General features: G+C 69.7%; 6 protein-coding genes. 2 read left to right on the top strand and 4 right to left on the bottom strand.

Annotated elements, in window-relative coordinates:
• Positions 1-8: 8 nt before the first annotated feature.
• From J8F10_RS07935 to J8F10_RS07950, 4 genes are all read right to left on the bottom strand, one after another.
• Positions 9-4,076 (bottom strand): hypothetical protein, encoded by a 4,068-nt coding sequence (locus J8F10_RS07935; protein WP_210653300.1) that lies wholly within the window; start codon positions 4,074-4,076, stop codon positions 9-11.
• A gap of 63 nt (positions 4,077-4,139) precedes the next feature.
• Complete coding sequence (locus J8F10_RS07940) at positions 4,140-9,140, bottom strand: VWA domain-containing protein (RefSeq protein ID WP_210653301.1); 5,001 nt, start codon at positions 9,138-9,140, stop codon at positions 4,140-4,142.
• A gap of 470 nt (positions 9,141-9,610) precedes the next feature.
• Positions 9,611-11,098 carry a DUF1501 domain-containing protein gene (locus tag J8F10_RS07945; protein WP_210653302.1) on the bottom strand — a complete coding sequence of 496 codons (1,488 nt, stop codon included), beginning with the start codon at positions 11,096-11,098 and terminating at the stop codon, positions 9,611-9,613.
• Between the two features lie 15 nt (positions 11,099-11,113).
• Positions 11,114-13,390 carry a PSD1 and planctomycete cytochrome C domain-containing protein gene (locus J8F10_RS07950; RefSeq protein WP_210653303.1) on the bottom strand — a complete coding sequence of 759 codons (2,277 nt, stop codon included), beginning with the start codon at positions 13,388-13,390 and terminating at the stop codon, positions 11,114-11,116.
• A gap of 849 nt (positions 13,391-14,239) precedes the next feature.
• Between J8F10_RS07950 and J8F10_RS07955 the strand changes: the two genes are divergently transcribed.
• Positions 14,240-18,004 carry a sigma-70 family RNA polymerase sigma factor gene (locus J8F10_RS07955; RefSeq protein ID WP_210653304.1) on the top strand — a complete coding sequence of 1,255 codons (3,765 nt, stop codon included), beginning with the start codon at positions 14,240-14,242 and terminating at the stop codon, positions 18,002-18,004.
• 696 nt (positions 18,005-18,700) lie between these two features.
• On the top strand, positions 18,701-20,377 hold the full coding sequence (locus tag J8F10_RS07960; protein WP_210653305.1) for a hypothetical protein: 1,677 nt from the start codon (positions 18,701-18,703) through the stop codon (positions 20,375-20,377).
• Positions 20,378-20,412: the final 35 nt, after the last annotated feature.

The following is a 20,412-nucleotide window of genomic DNA, read 5'->3' on the forward strand; positions in this document are numbered from 1 at the left end:
GCACCACGTTACGGGTCGGTCTTCTCTTTCGCCTCTGCGCCCTTTTCCTTTTCGTTCTTGTCCTTTTCCTTCTCGCCCGACGGGAACAGCTTCGCCATCTGCTCGAACAACTCGGCGATCTCGCGCTGGGCCTGTTCCAGTTCCCCGAGTTCTTCCTTCTCGCCGTCCGTTAGTTTATCAGGGTCCGGGTGATCTTTCGCGAACTGGACGGTACGGTCGTTGAGTTCCGCCTGGAGCGCGCGGAGCACCTTCAGTTGTGCGAGCGGCGGAATCACGTCCTGCTCGCCACCCCCATTGGGATTCGCCGGCGGGTTCGGCACCTTGGGCGGGTTCTCGGGCGGGTTGTTCTTCTTGGTGGGCGGTTTCTTGTCGTCGGGCTTGAGCGCGTCGGCAAGTTGTTCCAGGCGCCGCAGCGCGAGTTCCATCGGCCGGATGACCTTGCGGTCGCCGAGCGCTTCGAGGTCCGCGTCGAACGCGGCGGCGAGGTCCGCATCGTCGCACCGCGTCTTGATCTTCTCGCGGGCCGTATCGATGGCTTTCGCGGAATCGGTGAGTAAACGGGCGAAAACCGGGAGCGGCGCGAAGTCGGTTTCCGCGAGCTTGCGGACCTCGATCGCGATGTCCTTTTCGCGCACCGCGTCGATGTCGGAGTAGCTCGTGAGCAGGAGCTTGTCCCACCCCTTTTGCTTCGCGACCTCGCCGTGAATACGGTTCGCCTCTGCCACGGCCGCGCGCTGCTTTTCGAGTAGTGACTTCACCTGGTCCGCGAGCTTGCGGCGCTTCTCGTCGGAGAGCTGCCGGCCGCCCTGCGCCGCGGCGAGGTCGAGCTTGTCGCGCGCGGCATCGAGGCGCTCCACCGCCTCGCGCTGCGAGCGGGTGTTCGGCTGCCCCTGCTCCAGGTCGTCGCGCGCGGCCTCCATCCGGTCGAGGGCGGCGCGGAGGTCCCGGGCCGCGTCCTCGGCCTTGTCCGCGGTCAATTTTTGGAGCATCTCGCGCCCGCGCTCGACGAGCTTGTCCTGCTCTTGGCCGAGGATCTTGAGCGTTTCGGCCCGTTGAACCGGGTCCGCGAGCCGGGCCGCGGTCTCGACGCGCTTTCGGAGGCTGTCCACGTTCCCGGCGAGTGCGTCCAGTTGGTCGGCGGCGCGGCGCTGGATCTTCGGCTTGGCGAGTTCGGGCACCGCGTCCACTTCTTTTTCCGCGAGTGCGTCGGCGAGCGCGTCGAGGCGCCCGCCCGCGGAGCGCAGCGCGGTCTCGGCACCGCTCTGTTTGTTCTTGCGGAGCAGATCGGCCGCGGTGCGCAGTTCATCCGCCAGTCCCTGCCCGCCGGCCGCCTCGAGCCCCTTGCGGAGCGCCTTCGCTTCGGCCTCGGCCTTCTCTGCTGCGGCCTTCAGATCGGCTGCGGTCGCCGCGACCGCGTCCGCCTGTGCGTTCAGTGACGATTTTTCGACCGGGTTGTCGGTCGCGCCCGCCTGGCGCTTGAGGTCGGCCGCTTCCTTTTCTTTGGCCGCGGCCTGGGTACGGAGGTCGTCCGCTTGCTTGTCTTTTTCGGCCGCGAGGTTCGCGGCGCGCCCGATCAGCTCGCGGGCTTGGTCCGCGGACTGGTCGGCCCGGAGTGCAGCGCGGTCGAGTTCGCGCTGCTCGTCGTCGGCGGGGTTCTGCTTGCCCTCCTTGACGCGCTCTTTGAGCTGCTCGTTGCCCACGAGTTGGCGCAAGATCGCGTCCTTCTGCACGCGGGCCTCGCTCCGGATCTCGCCGGCCCCGCCCCAGAGCGCGAGCAGGTCCAGAAGCGCGGTCGCGGTGTCCTCAATGTTCTTCTGGCTCCGCCCGGCTTTGCGCAGGTAGTCCGCCAGCTCCTTTTCCTGGCCGGCTTTGGGGGACTGCCCCGCGAGCCGGAGCGCGTCGGCCAGGTTCTGTTGCGCAGCGCCCAGGTCGCGGTCGGCCGCGCGCCCGAGCTCGGTCGCGACGATCTCCACGCGGTCGGTCGTGTTCGATTTCGGGAGCCCGTTGGCGCGAACCGTTTCGCGGAGCAGGTCCGCTTTCGCGCGGAGCCCCTGCGCGGGGTCGGCGATCTTGCCCGTGACTTGCCGCTGGCCCTGGTCCGCGCCCACGAGCCGGTCGCGGTCGGCCGGGGCGAGTGCCCCGCCCGGGAGGGGCATCACCTCGAGGGTCTTCTGTTTCGCGTCGCGCTGTTGCTCCCGGACGCGGACCAGTTCGGGGCGGATCGCCGCCAGTTCCCTCTGGAGCCACGCATCGATCGCTTCCGGCGCCGCGATGCGAATTTCGACTTCGCCGGCGCTCCGCCCGCGCCCCTTGAGCACGGCGACGTCATCCCAGTCGTCGGCCGCGGCCCGCAGGACGAGCAAGTCGCCCGCGCGCACGGGCGTGCCGTCGTCCCGCAGGAACACTTTGACCGGGACGCTCGCGGAAGCGTCGAGGCTCCCCGCGGGCGGGGTGAGCACAACCGCCGGCCCGCCGACCACCCCCGCGAGGGCCGCGACGGGGTAGTTACCGGCCGCGCCGAGCGGGATCGAGCGCACGGGGCCGTCGCGCCCGACCCGGTACTCGAGGAACGCGCCGCGCACGCCGTAGAGCGGGTCGTCCGCGGTCGCGCGCACGACCACCGAGGCGGTGGGGGCGAGGTACGAAGGGTCGCGCCCCGTAACGGGCTGATTGAGCGCGACTTTGGGAACCGGGTCCGGGGTGAGGTCGATCTTGATCGTCCGCGTGCCGGTCAACCCGGTGTCGTCGGTCAACTTCAGTGCGTAAGTGCCGGACAGCACCGGAACGAACGTCGCGGAGAAGCGCGTCCCGTCCTCGGAAATGGTAAGCGGGATGTCGGCGGTCATCTCGTTGGCAAGCGCCTGCGCGCCGAGGGCCGCTATGGGGTCCAGGTGCGCCAAATGCGCGAGCGGCGCCGCACTTGTGACGCCGCTCTTGTCCCCCGCGAACGCGAGAACCGCGGCCGAGAGTCGGACGTCGGTCGCGGCCCGGAAGCGGACCACGGTCCCGGTCGGGATCTCGATCACCGACGCGCCGGGCGGCAGTTCGACCGCGGGCAGGTGCGTGTACGCGGGCGGGGTAATGTTGAACTGCGGGGACGGGCGCCCGTCGAGCGGGACGAGGCGCGGCGGGGGCACCACGGTGACCGTTTGCCAGTCGGTGACCGCGTCGTTCGAGGCCACCCGAACTTCAAACGTGCTGGACACGCGGGACGGGTCGAACCGGGCCGTGACGACCGCGGCCCCGGGCACCTGCGGGTCGTTGTTGCGCGCGAGCGGGAACGGCTCCTCGAACTCACCGCCGTCCTTCACGCGCACGGAAACGACCGCCGGCCCCGCGAGCTCGTCGCGCACGGCGAACCGGAACTCGAACGCTTCGCCCTTCGGGATGCGCGCGGGGAACTCCTTCGGGGCGAGGAACTCGATGCGCGTTTTCGTGGGCCAGGGGTGCGTGCCGAACGGGTCCGCCAGGCGCGCGACGGCGGTCGCGGCGCGGTCCGTGTCGAACAGCGCGAGCGGCACCGCGACCGCGACCGCCGCGCCGCACAACCATCCGTTCCACCAGCACCGGCCGGTCGGGACGAGGTGGTCGAGCGGCAGGCGCCCGGCCCGGCGCTCCGCGACCCGCACCGCGGACGCGGTCAGGCGGTTGGACACGCCGGTTCGTTTCGGCGGGAGGTCATCGGCCGCATCGCCGTCGTCGTCGGTTCCCAGGAACGAAACGGCCGACGCAAGCGCGTCGTTGAGCGAAGGGAACTGGTCCTCGAGTTCGAGGGCAACGGCGAGCGCATCGGCGCGGTACCGCCGCGCGCGGCCGATCCCGCGCGCCCAGGCGACCCCACCGGCCGCGAGCAGGGCGACGAGCGCGAGCGTGCGAACGAACGGCGACAGGTGAACGGCCGCGTCGAGGAGCCCGGAGACCGTGGCGATCCCGACGACGGTGCCGACGAACCCGAACGCGCCCGCGGCGAGCGCGACCCGTTTCCGCGCGCGCCCGAGGTCGGCGAGGCGGACCGGGAGCGATTCGCGCTCTTCCGGCGGGCGCAGGAGCAGTGCCATGCGGAGACCTTTCGCCACGACGAACCCGGGAGGGTCACTTCCCGGGTTCTTGTCCGGTTCGGCTGTGCAGCGCGCCCACCATCATAACAGCCGCTCGCGCTTCCGCAAAAGCCACTCGCTCAGGAGAAGTGACAATAGCAGTACGTAGAGGAGCGGGTGGTTCCAGAGCGGTACCGGCGGGCACGGCTGGTTCAGCGGCACGCGCTGGAGGTTTTTGAGGTCGTTGAAGACGTCCGCGGCCCGGTCGAGCGTGTAGAACCCGCCCCCGGAGATGTTCGCCGCCGCCGCGAGGTCGGCGCGGTTCATTTCGGTGCGCTCGCGCTCGCCCATCGGCGGGAGCACCCGGGCCGTCGCGAACGGCCGCGTCCCCTGCACTTCCGGGTCCGCCAGTTCGAAGCGGTACTCGCCCTCGGCGGCGCGGGCCAGGGTCGTCTCGAACAGCACCGTCGGCCCCGGCGTGCGGGTCAGCGTGAGCGTGTTCGTTTCGGTGGGGCCGGGCGCGGGGGTGCCGTCCGGCTTCAGCACCGGGCCGCGCGTCATCGTCACGCGCACGGGCGCCGCCCCCGCCGGGGCCGGCGCTTCGACCGGGAACCGCACCTGGATAGTGACTTTCTCGTCGCGCCAGAACTCCGTTTTGGGCGCGACGCGCACCTCCGGCCGGCGAACGCGCGAGCGCGACAGCACCCGCATCGTCTGCATCCAGAAGCGATCGAAGTTCTCCTCGTCGGTGCGGAACCGCCAGCGCCAGGTGTCGTCGAACCCGAAGAACAGCACCGGGCCGTTCCCGACGAACTGCTGCACGATCAGCGCGTGGTTCTCGTCGGCCGCGCCGCCGTCCGCCCGGCGCGTCGGGTGCGTCGCGAGCACGCGCGTGAGCGGCTTGGGCCGGTACCCCTTCGCGTACCAGAACAGTTCCTGGAACTGGTTCCAGGCGCGGCCCGACGCGGCCTCGTCCGGCGAGAGCAGGAACAGCGGGTGCTGCTTCCCGGTCTGGGTCCAGCGCGGGCGGAACCCCTCGGTGATCGGCTGCTCCTCGGGCGGCCGGGTCGCCACCGGCTGGTCGCCCGGGGCGACGGGCAGCACCTCCGCGAGCGGCGTGTCCGCGTAGGCGGCCGGGGTGCCCTGTTCGCCGCTGAGGAAGAGCAGCCCGCCGCCCTTCTCCTTCACGAAGTCCGCGAGGTCGCGCAGCGCGATCGCCGCGCGCGGCACCTGCTTCGGGTCCACGTCGCCGAGCACGACCACGTCGTACCCGAACAGCTCCGTGCGCGTGGGGAAATCGCCGCGGAACGCGGACCGGTCCGTTTCCGCCCACCCCTTCGAGGCGTCGAGCAGCACGACGTGGACCTCGACCGCCTTGCCGCCGACGGACTTGTCCGACTCGCGCTCCAGCATCACCTTCACGAAGCGGAAGTCGTACCGCGGGTACCCCTCGACGTACAGCACCCGGATGCGCCGCGACTCGGTGACGAGCACCGTGCGCTCGATCTTGTTGTTGCGGACGTTGGTTTCTCCCGGGACCGCCGGCACGCTGAGGATGAACGTCTTCTCGCCCACCTCCATCGGGACGTGCGTGACCGTGACGTCGACCGGGTTCCCGTTCGGGTCCGGCGCGACGGTCGCGCGCCCGCGGTCCTCCAACTTGCCGTTCGGGAGGCGCTCCTGGAGGAACACCGTGACCGGGTTCGCGGGCACGTCGCCCTTCGCGCTCAGGCGCGCCTTAAAAACGAGCTGGTCGCCCTTCCCCACCACGTCCTCGGCCTGAATGTCGGCGAGCGCGAGGTCCGGCGGTTGCCACGGGTCCCCGGTGCCCACGAGGAACAGCGGCACGCCGTCGTCGGCCGCGGCGCGCGCGGCCTTGGGCAGATCGTCGCCGCTCGTTGTCACGCCGTCGGTGAACATGATGATGGCCGACAGCGTGCTCCCGCGGAACGCTTTCAGCACCGACTCGATGCCCTCGCCGAGGTGCGACCCCTCGCCCGTCGGTTGCTGTTTCGTGAGGGCGTCGCGCGCGTCGGCGAGTTGGCTCTCCTCCTCCACGGACCCGATCTGCCGAGTCTGCGTGTCGACCGCGTACAGGTGAACCTTGACCTGCTTCTCGCGAAGCAGCCGGTCGAGCCAGTCGGCGTCTTTCCGCGTGAGGAGCATTTGGGCCAGTTTGAGCCGGCTCACTTCGGACAGGTCCGTGGTGCCGGCCAGTTCTTCCGCCCGAGCGCGCACGGCGGGGTCTTTCAGCTCGTCCCGCGTGTTCATGCTCGCGGAGGTGTCGAGCAGGATGACGATTTCGGGCAACCCCTCGCGATCGAACGCGAGCCGGATCTGGGCCAGGACCACGAACAGCGCGAGCAGGAATGTGACCGACCGGAGCAGCGCCGGGACCGTGACCCGGCCGAGCCCGCCCGCGGCGCGGCGCTCGATCCAGTACACGCCGAACGTGAGCGCGAGGCACGCGCACGCGAGCGCCGTGACCGTCCGCCGGTCCGTAGTGCTGTTCTTGAAGAGCGCGGGGAACCATTCGAGGCGCCAGTGGGTTCCCTCACCCGGTCCCGCGGTGGGCACATCGGCCGCGGCCTCGATGCCAGAGCGCAGGCCGTGCGGGAGGAACCCGAGCGGGTTGCCGGTGCGGTCGGCGTGGATCACCGAAACCATCACAAACGTACCGACCGCGAGCGGAACGAGCGCGCCGACGAGCACGAGGGCGCGCCCGATGCGAGAGCGTGCCGGTGCCCCCCCGCCCGCCCCGGACCGCGACGGGCCGAAGCGCCACGCCAAAACGAGCTCGGTCACCAGGAAGAGGACCGCGAACAGAGCCGCCCCGCGCGCGACCCGGGGGCCGTGCGGCTTCGGTGCGGTGATAACGAACGCGCCGCTCGCGCTCGTGGGCTTCACTTCCGTCACATCGGGCACGATCTGGACGGCGCTGAAGGACTTGAACTCGCGCGGATCGATGCGCGCGAGGTCCGATTCCGTGGGGGCACCGACGACCACCTCCGGCACGTTCACCGCGAACACGCGGTCGCGCGAGCCGTTCAGCCCCACGCGGTACAACCCGCTCAGTGAGGTGTTGGCGAACCGCGCGACGCCCGCCTCGTCCTGCGTCACGAGCGGAACGGTCGCAGAAAGCCCGTCGGGGCCGCTCAGTCCGGCGGTCAATCCGACCGCGGCCGCGGGGAAGAACTCCTCGAGCGCCTCGCCGACGCGGACCGTGTGGCGGTCCGGGTTCGCGACGGAGTATTTCAGAAACTCGTGCCAGAACACGAGATAGGTCTGCATCGTCGCCCAGTCGTTCCAGTCGCGGTTGAACGAGCTGGTGAAGACGCAGACGCGCCCGCGGTGCTTGCTCCACTCAATAAGGGCCGGGTCGGGTTTGGCGGCGGACGTGGTCATCGGGGCCGGCCCCGTCCCGGCGCGCGAGAAGGTCATGAGTCGGCGCGCGCGGCCGTCGGCCGGCGCGTCGATCCGCAGGTACGTGCGGAACGGTTCGTTGATGAGCTCGGCCCGCAACTTGTCCGCGCCGAACATCGCGAGCGGCGGTTTGCGGTAATCGTCTTCCTCGGCCGCGAGCCGGAACCCGGGGTCGTCCGGCCCGGTCGCGGTCACGACGTCGCCGAGCGCACCGGGGAGCACGCCGGCCCCGTCCCGGTAGAACTCCGCGTTGTACTTCGCGCGACTCGCGGCGGAAGCCGCGTTCGGCCCCAGCCCGATGACGACGGTCCCCCCGCGGCGCAGCACCGCATCGAGTTTCGCGGCCATCTCCGCGGTCGGGTTCGGTACGTCACAGAAGAACACGCAATCGACGTTGGTGAGGTCACAGGACGGGTCGGCGAAGTCGTTGGGCGCGACCACGCGCGGGCGGTTCGGGGTATCGGTGTACTTGGCGCCGGGCGGGAACAGCGCGCGCTGAAGGTGCGTGGCCCCGCGCCGGTTCACGTCGGGGTCGGCCCGGCCGTCGACGAGGAGCGCGTGCAGCCCGTCGCGCACCTCGACCGCGAGCGCCCGGCTGTCGTCGGCCGCGAGGTCGTCGCCCTCGACGATCCTGGCCTGGAGCACGTGGACCCCGCGGCTGCGGAACCGGTGCTGGTGGTCCAGGTCGAACTTCACGCTCTGGCGCCCGCCGGGGGGGATCGGCTCGACGGGCTTCTGCTCGACGGACGCGAGCGCGTCCCCTCCGGCCGAGGGGCGCCCCACGAGCAACTCGACGCGCACGCCCTTGCGCTCGCTGCGCCCGAAGTTCGCGACCGTGACCGTAACCGTGACCGGTTGGTCGACGAGCGGCATCGGGTCGGCGAGGGTCATCTCGGCAACGGCCAGGTTCTCGGGGTCGTGGCCCGCGGTGTCCACGAGGGCCACGTCCGAGCGCGAGACGATCCTCTGCCAGACCTCGGCCGTGCTGTTCTCGGCACGCGGGACCGCGTTCACCCACGAGGAGCGCTGGAGGTCCGTAAAGAACGTGAGCTGGCGCCGCGGGTAGGCCCGCGGGGACCGCGTGAGGACGTCCGCGACGTGCGCGAGTGCGGCGGCGTGGTCGGCGGCACCGTGTGCCGGCCTGATTTTGCGCAGCTCGGCGACCACCTTCTCGGGGTCGTTCGACGGCCCGGGCACAACGGGCTGCAGCGCGGTCGCTAGGACCAGCACGGTGTACCCGTCGCCGGGGTTCCCCGAGCGGACCAGGTTCTCGGCCTGCGCGATCGCGCGCTGGAACCGGGTCCGATCGCCTTCGGCCCGCGCGGTCATGCTGAGGGACGCATCGATCACGAGAACGTGGTGCGTGCGGGGCACGTTCGCGACCGTTTCCGCGGCGCCGGGGCGGATCTGCTGCCACAGTCCTTCGGCCCACGGCATCACCGCGATCATGGCGAACAGGAACAACAGGAGCGCGAGCGTGCGCAGGGCGAGCAGCAGCCACTGGTCGATGCGGCGCTTGTGCCGGCGCTCCGCGACGAGGAGGAACCGCATCGCGGCCCACGGCACGATCTGGTACCGCTTGCGGAAGAGCAAGTGGACGACGAGGGGCACGCCGAGAGCGACGACGGCGGCGCCGGCGGCGAGCGCGGGACTAAACACGGCGAACAGGGGGTGCGTCATGTGGTTCGCCGGGCGACAGCGGCGCGGCGGAGCTGTGTGTGCGAACAGAAATAGATCGAACCAGCAGCGGCCTCTGGTGCCCTTCAGTATGACGGGTCGCGATTCCGGTGGCAACGGGCAGAACGGTCGAGTGCGCTCCTCCGAGGGGATAAGTCCGAGGAATGTGCGCGGTATTCAAGCGGCTTGTGGTCCGGGGGGCATTCCAGAAGCCCTCGTTGCTGAGCAAGAGGGCGCGTAGCGCCGCGCCTTGAGCGGACCGGGGCTTCCACCACTTCATACCCGCGCCGCGCAACCGGCGGCCCGCGATCTTGCACCCCGTCCCCGTCGGACCACGGCCGATGTCCCGACCGCGATCGCGGTCGGGTAGTCCGTTCGGTGAACGTTGCTAGTGCAGTTTCAGGCGCCCGGCGCGGACCCGGCAGTAGGCGGCCTGCCACGCCGGGAATTTGCTCGAGCGTTTTGTGGCCCGATCACGCGATGATTTCGGTGATCGGGCGGCCGCGCTCCAGGTCCAGGCGCCGCCGACCGGGGATCTCCAGCCGCTGCGGGTCGAGCCCGAGTTGCCGCAGCACGGTCGCGTGAATGTCGGCGACGAAGTGCCGGTTCTCAGCGGCGTGAAACCCGAGTTCATCGGTCGCACCGTGGACAATCCCTCCCTTGATCCCGCCCCCGGCTAGCCACGACGAGAACCCGTAAATGTGGTGATCGCGCCCGCGCAGTTCCTCGCGATCACTCTCCCCGTCCGGCCGCGGCTCGACGTTCGGCGTCCGCCCGAACTCGGTCGCCCACACTACCAGCGTGCTGTCCAGCATCCCGCGGCGCTTGAGATCCTTGAGCAGCGCGGCAACCGGCCGGTCCACCTCGCGGCACCGGTCACTCGTGTTTTTCCGCAGTTCCTGGTGCGAGTCCCACAGCCCGTTGTCGTCGTCGGCCGCCCCGCCGTGGTAGATCTGGACGAACCGTACCCCGCGCTCGACCAGGCGCCGGGCCACCAGGCACTGGCGGCCGAACGGCGCCGTTACCGGATCGTCCAAGCCGTACAGGGTCTTCGTTTCGCGGGTCTCGTCGGCCAGCCCCACGATGTCCGGGAACGCCGACTGCATCCGGAACGCCAGTTCGTAGGACCTGATTCGTGCCCTGAGTGCGGGATCGTCCGGGTACTCGACGTCGGCGAGATTGTTCAGCTCGCCCACGAGGTCGAACTCGGCCTTCTGAGCCTCGCGCGTGAGACCGGCGCCGCGCGGCGGGTACGGCACCGCGCGATCCGGTTGCACCTCGACGGGTATGCCGTCGTGCTCCGGCCCCAAGTAACTCGCCTGGTGCGCCCCGTAGCCCCCGCCGAAGTCGCTCGGCGGCCGCCCCATCACCACGAACTTCGGCAGGTCGCGGTTGAGCGTGCCCAGTCCGTAATGCGCCCACGAGCCCAGGCACGGCTCGCGCCCGTCGATGATGATCCGGCCGGTGTGGGCCAGGGCCTGCGCCGCGTGGCTGAAGTCGGTGGTCCAGAGCGACCGCACCACCGCAATATCGTCCGCGCAGTCGCCGACGTGCGGCAGCCAGTCGCACACCGCGGTGCCGCACTGCCCCCGCTCGCGGAACCCGACTTGCGGGCGCAGGATCTTGGTCCCCAGTCGGGCGGCCCCGGCGAACACGCGGAAGTTCTTGGTCACCTTCGGGTCGCTGACGGTCCGCTCGAACGGCGTCTCGGCGATCGTCTTGTCCGCATACTTGTTCAGCGCCGGTTTGGGGTCGAAGGTCTCCAAATGGCTGGCCCCGCCGAGCATGAACAGCCAGATCACGCTCTTGGCCCGCGCGGCCGGCGCGGCCCCGCCCCCGGCCGTCACCGGCTTGGCGATGCCGTCTTCGAACAGCATGGCCCCGAGAGCGGCGCCGGTGAACCCCATCCCGAGGTCCGCGAGGAACCGCCTCCGCCCAACGGGGCGCGGTGACACCGCCATATCGGTCTCCTTACTTCAGCGAACGGTGATAAAGTCGTTGTGGTTCAGCAGCGCGTGAACCAAATACTCGCGCGCCCGCGCGACCGGGCCGGCGGCAGGGGGCACCGGCGGCAGCGGCTTGGCGTCCCCGAGCACCAGCGGTAACCCGCGCACCCGCGTGGCTAATTGTTTGGCGGCCTCGGGATCAAGTTTGACGGGCTCCGGCGGGAGCGGGAGCGGGGTCAGCCCGTTCGGATCGGCTAATAGCGCCTGCTGGCGGGCCAGAAACGCCTCACATGCCGCGCCCTCGGCGGCCGTGGGGGGGCGCCCGAGGACGTGCTCGAACGCGGCCGGTACGAACGCGGCCGGGGCGGGCGCGTCGCGCTCGAGCCGGCGGGCGATCCGCCGGGCCTGGTCCCACGAGAACGCGCTGTTTTCGAGCGCCAACGCCTGCTGAGGCACTATGCTCTGCTCGCGGCGATAGCACTCCTCCACGCCCGGCGCATCGAACGCCAAGAGCAAGTCCATCTTGTCCTCGCGCGAGTAACGGTAGTAGAGGCTGCGGCGCCCGGTTTCTGTTCCGCGGGCCGGATCGACCGGCGGTCCGCCGGCCGTTGGTTCCAGCGCCCCGGCCAGCCACAGGAGCGAGTCGCGCACCGCCTCGGCCTCCATCCGCCGAGAGTTCGCCCGCCAGTAGAAATTATTGTCCGGGTCGGCGGTCAAGTTCCCGGCCGACGCGCCCCGGTTCGACGAACTCATGCGGTACGCGGCGGAGGTCACGATGAGCCGGTGCAGGTGTTTGGCGCTCCACTCGCGCTCCATGAATTCGACGGCCAGCCAGTCGAGCAACTGCTGCTGTGCGGGCGCCGGCGTGCGGAGGCCGAAGTCGGCAACGTTGTTCACGAGCGGTCGGCCGAAGTGCCGCATCCAGATGTGATTCACGGCGACACGAGCCGTAAGTGGGTTCTCCCGGGCGCCGATCCACTTGGCCAGCGCGAGCCGCCGCCCGGTGCTGTTCGCCCCGGCCGCGGGCGGAGCGACGGCGACCGCGCCGAGCGCCGCCGGGACCCCCGGGGGCATGCGGACCGATTTGTCCGGCGCTTTGGAGTCCCCCCGCACGAACACCCAAGTCGGCTCATCCGGTTTGGCGTCGTACACGCGAGCGACGTGGGCCGCCGGGCCGGTTTCGCCAGGAACCGGGTCGGTGCGCACGTCGTGCGGCTCGAAGAACGCGCGGAACCGGTAGTACTCTTTCTGGCTCACCGGGTCGAACTTGTGGTCGTGGCACCGGGCGCACCCGAGCGAAAGTCCGAGAAACGCTTTCGCGGTGTGGTCGACCGTATTGGTCAGCCAGATGTCGCGATCCAGTTTGAACCAGTTGCGCACCAAGAAGCCGGTGGCCGCGGCGGTGGTGTGGTCCCCGCCGGCGACTTCGTCCCCGGCCAGCATCTCGAGTACCATACGGTCGTAGCGCTTGTCCTCGTTGAGCGCGCGGACGATCCAATCGCGCCACCGCCAGACGTGCGCGTTACCCCACCAGATGTCGGCTTTGGCTTTGCGCCCGTCGGCGTCGGAGTAGCGCCACACGTCCATCCAGTGCCGGCCCCAGCGCTCGCCGTACCGCGCGTCGGCGAGGAGGCGCTCGACTACCTTCTCGTATGCTCTTTCGGAAGTGTCCGCCAGAAACGCGGAGAGCTCCTCTCGGGTCGGCGGGAGCCCGATGAGGTCGATGTAGACGCGGCGCAACAGGATCGCGCGCGGCGCGGGCGGATTGGGGGTCAGTCCGTGCCGTTCGCGACCGACGGCGAGAAAGGCGTCGATCGGGTGCCCGGCCGCCGGAACCGGGGCTGCGACCGGGGGCCGGAACGCCCAGTGATCCGACCGGGGAGCGGGGGCGGATTCGTTCGGCGCGCCGGATTCGTTCGACGCGCCGGCCCCGTCGTCGATCCAAGCCTTGATGATTGCAACTTGCTCGGCGTTCAGCGGTTCGCCGGTCGGCGGCATCTGGACCTGGTCATCGGCGCCGGTCAGTACCGTGACAAGGAGGCTTCTGGAACCGTCACCCGGGACAACCACGCCACCACTGTCGCCGCCCTTGCGGATAGACGCGACGGTATCGAGCCGGAGCCCGGCCGCGGACTTGCTCGGCCCGTGGCACGAGTAGCAGTGAGCTTCCAGGATGGGCTTGACATGACGCGCGTAATCGATCTTGGTTGCGACTGAATCGGGCTTGTTTTTCTTGGGCTTCTTCTTGCGGGGGTGGTTCGCTGCGAACGCAGCGGTTCCCGCCGCGGCCAGAAGTAACACGAGCACGAGATACCGTCGCCTCGGAAACCTTCTCATACGAGACCCCACCCCTCTACTTTGGCCTCGGCGACCGGGTGCCGCCCGGAGGCCGCACCAATGCCCCCGCTTCTGCCCGGGGCTGGGGCGCCGGTTTAGCAAAGATGGGGGCCGCAGGGAAGACGAGTCCTGCAGCTCGCGCGGGCCGTTTAGTTCGTTGGTCTTGGCAGTTGGGTGAAGTTCGGGTATTCGCTCCCGGTCCTTTTTCGGGGAGACCGGTATGGAAGCCGTGCCGTCGCTGACCGAAGTTCTGGCCACGATTCCCGATCCGCGCGATCCGTCGGGCGCCGGTACCCGCTCCCGGTAGTTCTGAACCTCGTGATCGTCGCCACACTCGCGGGCACGCGCTCGTTGGAAGCCATTGCCCCATTCGCACGCGACCACGGCCCCGCGCTGGCCCACGCCCTGGGTTCCGGTCCGCCAAGACCCCGTGCAACGCGCGAACACCTCCGCCCGCACCGCTTCGATTGCGGTAAACACAGCAGCGAGTTCCTCGATGCGCCGAAACCGCTGAAGTTACTCATCAAACGCCTCCGGGTGAGCCATGAGTTTCTGGAGCCCGGACGGTCCGCGTTACCCCGTGTACCCCGTCGTCGTACTACTCGGGCACCAGCGCCCAGCCCTCGCCGGCTTGCGAGCGGGTGTAGGCTTCGCGGCGCCGGCGCCCGAAGTGTTCGGTTCGGGGTCCGAGCCGGCGCGGACCGTTTCGGTTCTGGTTGGGAACAATTTCATGATCCGGGAATTTCGGTTAGCCGGTTCGCTGTCGGCGGGGATTGTAGGGTAGCAATGGGACTTCGGATCACCGGAGTGGGGACGACAATGGCGATACGGGGCGCCGGGATCGACCGACAGCGCGTTCGGCAGTTGGTAACGGGGACTGTCGATCCCGGGACCACGGACCGGGAGCTGCTCCGACAGTTCACCGAGCGGCAAGACGAGGGCGCGTTCGAGACCCTGGTCCGGCGCCACGGGCCGATGGTGATCGCGACCGGGCACCGGGTGCTCGGCAACGCACACGACGCGGAGGACGTGTTCCAGGCCGCGTTCGTGCTCCTGGCCCGACGAGCCCCGTCCGGGCACTGGCACCCGTCGGTCGCGAGCTGGCTGCACCGGACCGCGCACCTGCTGGCCCTCAAGGTCCGGCGCGGGACGGCCCGGCGGACCCGGCGCGAGGGCGCGGTCGCGCCGCGGGTGCCCGCGGACCCGCTCGCCGAGCTCACCGCCCGCGAGTTGCTCGCGGTGCTCGATGAGGAACTCCTCGCGCTGCCCGAGCCGCTCCGGGGTCCGCTCGTGCTGTGTTACCTCGAGGGCGCGACCCGGGACGAAGCGGCCGCGCGCCTGGGGTGTCCACTCGCCACACTCAAGAACCGCTTGGAGCGGGGCCGGGACCGGCTCCAAGCCGCGCTCGCCCGGCGCGGGCTGGGCCTTTCTGCGGCTCTCCTCGGGACACTTCTGGGCGCGCGCCCCGCGCACGCGGTGCCCGTACCCCTTGTCCAGAGCATGTCACACATCGTGCGGACACTCGCTACCGGAAATCCGGACGGGGTAATCTCGTCCCGGGTTGCTCAACTCGTTAGTGGAGGAATCGGGATGACGGGTCGGAACAAGATGAGGGCTACCCTCGGCGTACTGATCCTCGGCGGGTTCCTCGCGGTCGGGGCGGTCGCATCGAGCACCGCCCCCGCGGCGCCGGTCGCGCCACCAACGGGCACCACCGCGCCCCTGGATCGAGCCCCCGAACCGCACGCCCCACCGGTCGCGGCCGGGGCAATGCGCGTGGTCGTTTTGGACGCCCGGGGCCAGCCCCTGTCGGGGGCCAACGTTCACGTGGGTGTCTGGACCGACGAAAAGGATTTTAAAGCCAACCGCGACACCGAGACCGATACGGCAGGTGTCGCCCGGATCGAGCTCCCAAAGACTTTCTACATCCTGCGCCTGTGGGCCAGTAAGATCGGGTGCGCGACCCTGTTCGCGAACTGGGAGCAGGCCGAACTGTTGAACGGCAAGGGCGTCCCGGCCGAGTACACGTTCCGGCTCGAGCCCACGGGAACCGCGGGGGGCCGAATCGTTGACGAGAAGGGGCGCCCGGTCGCCGGGGCCAAGATCGAGGTCCGCCTCGGGAACGACCCGAGGCCCGTTCGGGGCGATGGGCGCGTCCGTTACAGCGACACCTTGGCACGGGGCAGCGACGCGCCCGCGACGGACGCCGACGGCCGGTGGCGCATCGACACCGTGCCGGACCACCCGGAGGTCGAACTGAGCCTGCTCGTGACGCACCCGGACTATGTCACCGAACCCCGCTGGGCACAGGTGGCTAAGGAGACCGGGATTACGACCGCAGCCCTGCGGAAGGGGACCGCAATTCTCGTGCTCAAGACCGGCGTCGTCGTCCGCGGGACGGTGACCGATCCGGACGGCAAGCCGATCAAGGACGCGCTCGTGGCCCACAGCGACGCCCCCGACGGGGGCGACACGACGAACACATTCTCGACCGACGCCGACGGCCGGTTCCGACTCCCGGCCCTGGCCCCGGGAAAAACGTCACTCACGGTGATTGCTCCCGGCTGGGCGCCGCAACTCCGCGCGGTCGAACTCAAGCCCGACTCCCCGGCCCAGGACTTCCGTCTGGTGCCGGGTAAGTTGGTGCGCCTTCGGACCGTCGATACCGGTGGTAAACCGGTCCCCGCTGCGTCCGTATCCCTGATGGAGTGGAAGGGGAGCAAATCGATCCATTCGGTACACAACGCGAACCACCCGAAGGGGACGGGCACCGGGATCCCGCGCCGGGCCGACGCGAACGGGTCTTGGGAATGGGCGGCCGCTCCGAACGAGCCGGTGAAAGTCCAAATCGAGGCGCGGGGGTACACGGCACTCAAGCTCGAGGTCACCGGCGGGTCGCCGGATCGGACCGTGACCCTCAAGGCCGAGCATCGGGTCACCGGTACGGTCACGGACGCGGCCACCGGCAAACCGGTCCCGCGCTTCGCCGTGATCCCGGTGGACGTGTTCGGGAAGGACCACCTGAGCGCGGAGCGGTTCAACGGGGCCGCCGGCACCGCGGGGCGGCTCGACTTTTTGGCGTACCGGACCGACATCCCGCTCCGGCTCCGGATCGAGGCGCCCGGGTACCGGACCCAGGACGGACCCGAGTTCCGGGTCGGGGACGACGCGGCCCGAGTTCAGAACTTCCGGCTCGCCCCGAGCCGCGCGCGGACCGGGCTGGTGGTCGATGCTACCGGCCGGCCCGCGGCCAAGGCGGAAGTGCTCCTCGCCACCCCGACCGAGCAGGTCCGGCTCTCCGGGGACGACACCCACCGCACGTTCACGGACGAGCAGGGGCGGTTCGAGTTCCCGGACCCGGGCGAGCCGTGGGCCGTGGTCGCTCGGACCGGCGCGGGGTTCGCGTTCGCCGAGTGTTCCGCCGACCGGGTCGATGCGGGCACCCTGAAGCTGCAACCGTGGGGCGCGGTCCGTGGCACGCTGTACGACGGCGGAAAGCCGGTGCGCGGGGCCACGGTGTTCGCGGCCGCGGTCCGCATCCAAGACCTGACCCGGCCGCGCGTTTCCTACGACCTGCAAGCGACTACAGACGCCGAGGGCCGGTTCGAGTTCCCGCGCGTCCCGCCCGGTCCGGTGAGCGTTCGGGTCTACTTGGGTCCGTGGAAGGACGAGGGGTTCCGTTCCGGACCGAGAGTGCCGCTCGACCTCAAGCCGGGCGCACGGGTCGACCTCGCGCTCGGGTCCGGTGGGGCCGTCGTGACCGGACAGGTGAAGCTCGCCGGCAAGGTTCCACCGGACCTCGACTGCACGTACTCGCTGAACTACCTGGTGCGCCGGGAGCCCGGGATCACCCCGCCGCCCGACGTGGCGGCCGCCGGGTTCGATGCCCGGAAGGGGTGGCGGGACACGTGGCACCAGAGCACCGAGGGCCTCGCGTACCTGAGCACCCTTCAGAACTGGTTCGTGAAACTCGCCTCCGACGGCACGTTCCGGGTGAGCGGTGTGCCGGCCGGGGAGTACGACCTGGCAGTCGCGGTGTACGCGAAGCCGAGCGGGTGCCTCATCGACCCGGTGGCCCGGCGCGTGGTCCGGGTCACGGTGACGGCCACCGATGCGGCCCGCGGGGAACTGAAGGTGTCCCAGATCACAGCAGAGGTCGAACCCGTTCTGAGCCCCGGGGACGTCCCGGCACTGTCTTTCAAGAGGACCGACGGCAAGGACGGGACGCTCGCGGACTGCAGGGGCAAGTACATGGTGGTGCATTTCTGGGCGAGTTGGTGCGCGCCGTGCAAGAAGCAACTCCCGGCGCTGAAGACGTTACACGAGCGGTTCGCGGCGCGCGGATTGGGAGTGCTCTCGCTCGCGCTCGACGACGACGCGACGGCTTGGGAGACGGCGCTGAAGGGCCTCGATGTGGGGTGGGCACAGGGGCGCCTCGGGGCCAGCGGCACGAGTGGGGTGTCGAGCGTGCCGACGTACTGGCTCCTCGACCCGACCGGGAAGCTCGTGGCCAAGGCATACGACCCCAACGAACTCGCCACGGTCCTTGAGGAGCGGCTCAAACGCGCGCCCGCCGATCGGTAGCTCCCCAATACCCTTTCTCGCGGGTGCGCGTCACTGATCGGAAGGGTTTTCCATGCACACCGGCTACGGGGCGCGGTCGTCCGAAAGGCGGGTGATCGGCAGTGGATTGGTGGAGGGATCGTGTGAGCGGGCGGTGTGCCATCGGCTGGAGCCGACAGTGGCGCGGTGGAGTGTAGCGCGCGGCTCGGATGGCGACCCTGTGCGCCGTCCAAGCCGGCCGGCAGCGGGAGGACTACCGGGTACGGCCCGCCTGACACGCCACAGTCCGTTTCTGCACTCGAGCCCTTTAACCCGCCTTGTTCGTTGCAACATTCGGGTGCGGCTGATAGCCTGAAATTCACCTCTCATCGCTCGACTGCGCACGCCCGTGAGGTTATCGTGGTCTTGGTGCTGTGTCCCAACTGTGGGGTGAGGCTGAAAGCGCCCGAAAGTCGAATCGGCAGAAAAGTCCGGTGCCAGCAGTGTCAACACTCGTTCCGCATTCCCGTACTCACCCCGGCGGATCGCGCCGCCCGTGAACCGCAGGAGATCGACGCAGCCGAGGCGCCCGCGCTTCCTTTATCCAACGGCATAAAATACGCCAAGATAAGATGCCCTTACTGCGGGGTGAAACTGAAGGCGCCCGAGAGTCGAATCGGCAGAAAAGTCCGGTGCCCGCGGTGTCAGCACTCGTTCCGCGTCCTCGCGCCCCTCCCGGTGAATCGCGTCGCCCGTGAACCGCAGAGACTCGATGCAGCCGAAGCACCCGCGGCTCTACTGTCGAAAGAAAATAAGGCCGACCCAACCGACTTCGCACCGGCGCAACCGGCGCCGGACCTGACAACCGCACCGGTGAAAGCTCTCTCCGGGCTTCCGGGCGCCGGTGCGGTCGACCTCGATCAAGCGGCTCCGAAGCCCCCCGCGCCCCAGCCCGTCGCGCACTCGTCCGAAATCCCCGCCGACGGCCCACAACCCCGCAAGACGCGCGAGAACGAGCCGGAGGAAACAGCAGAGAACACGTCCCGTTACCAGTGCCCGGAAGCAAAAAGCGGGACGGACAGGAGGCTGCGGACCAGGGTCGGCGCCAGACTTCTCGCGGTCACTCTGGGGACCGCCGCGGTCATCGCGTACATGAAGAACACGGAACCGCCGGAAGCGATCAAAACGGAAGCGCAGAACGAAGACCCGTCGGCTCCGGCGGACCCGAACTCGGCGGACCAGGCTCTCGAACCCGAGGGCACGCGCCCGGCGCTCGAACTGACGGCCGCGCGCCCCGCGTTCACTGTCGGTAAGGAGCCGATCGTGTTCGAGCGCGCGGACAAGCCGAGTGAACCGCGGTTCATCCTCGAAACGGAGTTCGACCTCGTCCGGCGCGCGTTCCCGCCCTTCGACCCGAAAACGGCCGACACCTTTGTCGTGGTGCGAACCGGTACGAATTTCGCGCTCGACGCCTACAGTCCGTCGTCCCGGGTGCGCGTCTCGCGCCTGGAGTTCACCGCCGACCCCGTCGAGCCGATCTGGGACCTGCACTCCTCCGCCACCGCCACGCGGTTCCTCGCCGCGTCCGGCGGGAAGCTCACGGTGTGGGATCTGGAGGGTAACACGAAGCTGGCCGATGCCGTTGATCCCTTCGCCGGCAAGCCGGACCACCAGAAAGACGGTCTCGCCGCCGCGTTCTTCGCGCCCCAACCGGACCAGATCGTGACCGTTTCCACGGCCGGCGCGGTCCACCTGTTCGACGTGCGCCGCGGGGCCACCGTGTCCGAGTTCATCGCGCCCCGCGGCGCGCGAGGGAAAGTCATCTTGGGTGCGTCCGTCGCCCGCGCCGCGGGGGGCGGATCGATCGTCCTCGTCGTGGGCGGGGTTCTTTACCAGATCAAGGCCGGAGCGGCCCTCGACCGGCTCCGCGTACACGACCTCGGGGGCGAGGTGAAGCCGCTCGCCGTCGCCGCCAGCGGTACCCCCGGCCGACTCCTGTTGACCCTCGAGACGAAAGGGAAGGGCAAAAAGGACCGCGCGCTGTTCTATCTTCCGCTCGGCGCCGAGTCGCGGCCCGTGACCTCGTTGTGGCCACCCGGCGCGGGGGCACCGAAGGGCGCGCTCTGGGTCAACGACACCTCGGCCGGTGTGATTACCGAAAGTGGGGTCGTGTGGTTTAGCGACGACCAGAACAAGTTCGGCCCGGTCGTCGTCACCCGGCCGGCCGGCGGCGGTCTTTACTTCGGGGCCGGGAACCTGTTCTGGTTCGTCGTCCCGCACCCGAGCAACCCGGCGCGGTCGGTCCTCGTCCCGCAAGCGGTCCCGTTCGGGGACACGTTCGAGTTCCGCGGCGCGGCCGAAGCGAACGAGCCGCTCCGCGTCCTCCGCATCGACCCCAACGGCCTCGCCAAGTGAGGCGGGCGACCGGTATTCAGTGGCGGAGAGCGGGT

The organism is Gemmata palustris, from assembly GCF_017939745.1.
Classification (GTDB): domain Bacteria; phylum Planctomycetota; class Planctomycetia; order Gemmatales; family Gemmataceae; genus Gemmata; species Gemmata palustris.